This window comes from Corynebacterium nasorum (genome assembly GCF_032821635.1).
Taxonomy (GTDB): Bacteria; Actinomycetota; Actinomycetes; order Mycobacteriales; family Mycobacteriaceae; genus Corynebacterium; species Corynebacterium kefirresidentii.
This window is the reverse complement of record NZ_JAVBIE010000024.1, coordinates 1-3,383: the sequence shown is the minus strand read 5'-3', so window position 1 is coordinate 3,383 and position 3,383 is coordinate 1. Positions and strand designations below refer to the sequence as shown.

4 protein-coding genes are annotated in these 3,383 nt (G+C 61.2%); all 4 read right to left on the bottom strand.

Translation table 11 applies throughout. The features are described from left to right. Positions 1-606: 606 nt before the first annotated feature. Positions 607-969, bottom strand: a complete 363-nt coding sequence (locus RAE07_RS11900) for a DoxX family protein (protein ID WP_005292602.1) — start codon at positions 967-969, stop codon at positions 607-609. Continuing rightward, positions 966-1,541 carry a TetR/AcrR family transcriptional regulator gene (locus tag RAE07_RS11895; protein ID WP_005292598.1) on the bottom strand — a complete coding sequence of 192 codons (576 nt, stop codon included), beginning with the start codon at positions 1,539-1,541 and terminating at the stop codon, positions 966-968. The genes RAE07_RS11900 and RAE07_RS11895 overlap by 4 nt, the downstream gene beginning before the upstream one ends. Before the next feature lie 62 nt (positions 1,542-1,603). Continuing rightward, complete coding sequence (locus RAE07_RS11890) at positions 1,604-1,993, bottom strand: NUDIX hydrolase (RefSeq protein ID WP_005292595.1); 390 nt, start codon at positions 1,991-1,993, stop codon at positions 1,604-1,606. A 20-nt stretch (positions 1,994-2,013) separates the two neighbouring features. Continuing rightward, a complete protein-coding gene (locus RAE07_RS11885) occupies positions 2,014-3,198 on the bottom strand; it encodes an Nramp family divalent metal transporter (protein WP_011272788.1) in 1,185 nt (394 codons plus the stop codon). Positions 3,199-3,383: the final 185 nt, after the last annotated feature.

Genomic DNA, 3,383 nt, shown 5'->3' with positions numbered 1-3,383 from the left:
CAGGCTAACTGCCTCGCCTGCCACCACGCGCTCAACAGCAGCATCCTTAACATCCTTCGGAGTCCAACGCGTCACAACTACCTCCCGGTCGAAGTGGCGCATTCACCCCTTGACAGCACGCCCGTTGCCACAACATCCAGGAGTCCAATTGTTTCATGCCGATTTAGAGCACTACTTAGCCATTGTTGAGCGGGTTTATGTTGCGGTGCAGCGGAGTGGAAGGCATAAACGAGAATGTTGACATCAGGAATGATCATCGAGTACCGCCCACACAGCTTCTTTGTTGCTGAGATCAACTAGAGCCGGTCCGCCGCAATCGAAGGAGGGCAGGTTAACGGGGGTGTCTTCGGTACTGATGCGGGCTTCCTTCTTGAGGGCAGCGCACTGATGCGGGCTTCCTTCTTGAGGGCAGCGCGGACCGCCTCTTCGACGTATGAGCTCAAAGTGACATTGTTGGCTTTGGCTTGGACCTTCGTTTCTTCAAGGAGTTTCGGCGGGAGGTTTATCGTCGTGCGCATACCTTTAGGGTAGAAAGCATCAAGTCATCATTCAAGAGGTGCAATGATGTATCTGCCTTCAGGAAGCCGTGAAAGGTTGACTGGTGTCTTAATTCAGTGCGAGCGTCAGGATCAGTACTCCGATGGAGAATGCGAGCATGCCTAAGCAGTTGATCCAGAATGCGCTACCGAGGAAGTGGGCGCGGACATGGGCTGCTGCGGCCGCGCAGAAATAGGCGATGACTCCAATCATGGCTGTGATTCCTACGCCGGGGAACCAGAGGCCGGCAATGAGTCCTACGGCGGCGAGGCACTTGATGACAATGAGCGCCCACCACCAGTCCTTGGGGAGTTTGACGCCGCTGAGGCAGGCTTCGATGAAGGGGACTGGTTTGAGGGAGAGGGCGGCGTCGCCAAGCAGAATGGCTGCTAGTAGAAGGGAGGGCCAGGCTGGGGAAGATTCTAGGATCATTGGGTTACTCCGAATGCGGTGTTGAGGCGTTCGATCGATGAGGCGGCTTGGGATGTGAGGTGCTCGGTGTCGTAGATTCCGGCGGCCCAGCCGATGAGTAAGCCGAGGTAGACGTTGTACAGCAGGTCGGCGTACTCGGCCGCATCGGCGCTGCTGAGCCTGGTGCCGAGTCGCAGGGTGATTTCATCGGTCAGGAGCGTTTTGAGTGCGGTGAGCGCTTCGCCTTGATTGCCTTGTTGGATGAGTGCTGCGCCAAAGGCGCGGGAGAGCTCTTCGTGGCCGGTAAACATCTGGAGGAAAGGTCTCAGGACATCGAGAAGGCTATCGGATTGTCCCCGGATGTCATCGTGGAGTTCTGAAATGTGTTGGCCAATGGTGCGGATGAGCAGCGTTTGTTTGTCGCCGACTCCCATGACGGTTCCCACGCTAACGCCAGCTTCGGATGCGATAGTCCGGATGCTGGTGGTGGCGTAGCCCTGAGTGAGGAAGAGTTCGTAGGCGGTGGCTAGGACCTTGCTGACGGTGCCAGCTTTGGCGGCCGAGCGCGATGAGTGAACGTGTTCAGTGAACATGTTCAAAAGGGTAGCTCTTGATGGTTTCGAGGTCAATGACGCCGAAGTGTTGACAGTTGGCGCTAGGCCAGCGTGGGGAAGACGCGGTCGCGCAGCAGGTGTGCAAGCTCGCGGTCGGGGGCTGCTGGGTTGACCCAGGCGGTGTCGCCGATTTCGGCGGCGGCATGGGGTTCGTCGGCGGTGACGGTGCGGGTGTAGGTGAAGATGGTGCCGACGACGACCTCGCCCGGTTCGTTGGCGGCGGGAGCGTCGAAGGTGCCGAGTTTGTTGAGGCTCTCGGCGTCGAGGGTGAGGCCTACTTCTTCGGCAACTTCGCGCAGGGCGGCGTCGACAAGCGCCTCGCCCGCCTCGGGCTTGCCGCCGGGCAGTTGGTACTTGGTGGAGGACTTCTTGCGCACGGTAAGCACGTGGCCTTGTGGGTTGCGGATGACGACGGCTGCTACTTCAATCATGGCTGCTGATTGTAGGCGGCCTAGAGCAGCGGCAGGAGCACGAGGGCGAGATTGAGTGCGATGACCAGCGCGGCAAGCGTCCAGCCCACGGCCATAGACCAGGGTTTCGCGGCGAACTCACCCATGACGTCCCGGGAGCCGGCATAGCGGAAAAGCGGGATGATGGCGAAGGGGATGCCCAGGGAAAGAAGTGCCTGGCTGACCACCAGTGCCATAGTGGGGTCGACCCCGCAGCCGATGATGACCAGCGCCGGGATGAGCGTGACCAGGCGGCGGACTAGTAGGGGGACCTTGATGTGAAGCAGGCCGTCCATGATTTCGGAGCCGGCGTAGGCGCCCACTGACGTCGAGGCGAGGCCGCTGGCCAGCAGGCCGATGGCGAAGAGAACGCCGGCCAGCGGGCCGAGGTGGCTGGCAATCGCCGTGTGGGCCCCGGAGATGGTCTCTGTGCCGTCCACGCCGTAGAGGGCCGAGCCCGCCAGGACCAGCAGGCCCACGTTGACGAGCCCGGCGATGGACAGCGCCACGGCGATGTCCGCGCGGGTGCCGGCCAGCACGTGGGGGATTTCCAGGTCGGGGTAGCGCTGCTTGGTCAGGGAGGAGTGTAGGTAAATGGCGTGCGGCATGACGGTGGCGCCCAACATGGAGGCGGCCAGCAGGATGCTGTCCTTGCCCTCTAGGCGGGGGATGAGGCCGCCGGCCACGTCGGCGGGGTCGGGCGGGGCGATGGCGAGGCCGGCAAGGAAGCCGATGCAGATGACCAGGAGCAGGCCGATGACAAGCCCCTCGAACCACTGGTTCTTCTTCTGGAAGATGAGGAGAATGATGGAGACCGCGCCGATGATGAGCGCGCCCGCGAACAGGGGGAGGTTGAAGAGGAGTTGCAGGGCAATGGCGCCGCCGATGACTTCGGCGAGGTCGGTGGCCGCGGCGATGAGCTCGGCCTGGGCCCACATGCCTAGGCGCGCGCGGCGGGAGAGACGCTCGCCCATGATTTCCGGCAGGGAGCGGTGGGTGACTAGGCCCAGTTTGGCGGAGTGGTACTGGATGAACATGGCCATGAGGTTGGCCACGACGAGTACCCACACCAGGAGGTAGCCGTAGTGGGAGCCGGCGCTGATGTTGGCGGCTACGTTGCCGGGGTCGACGTAAGCCACTGCAGCAACGAAGGCGGGGCCGGTGAGGCTGATTAAGGTCTTACGCATAGGCATCTCCATACCAAAAGTTCAACTACTTGAAGTCTAGTTTTCATCGCCATATGTTCAAGCCAGGGGGCGGAATCAAGCGGTGGATGCGCCACGCTTGAATAGTTCGTTAAGTATTTCACGTGGGGTTGCGCCGCCGAGGATTTGTCGGGGTGTTTCGTTGAGCTCATTTTGCACCCACGCGA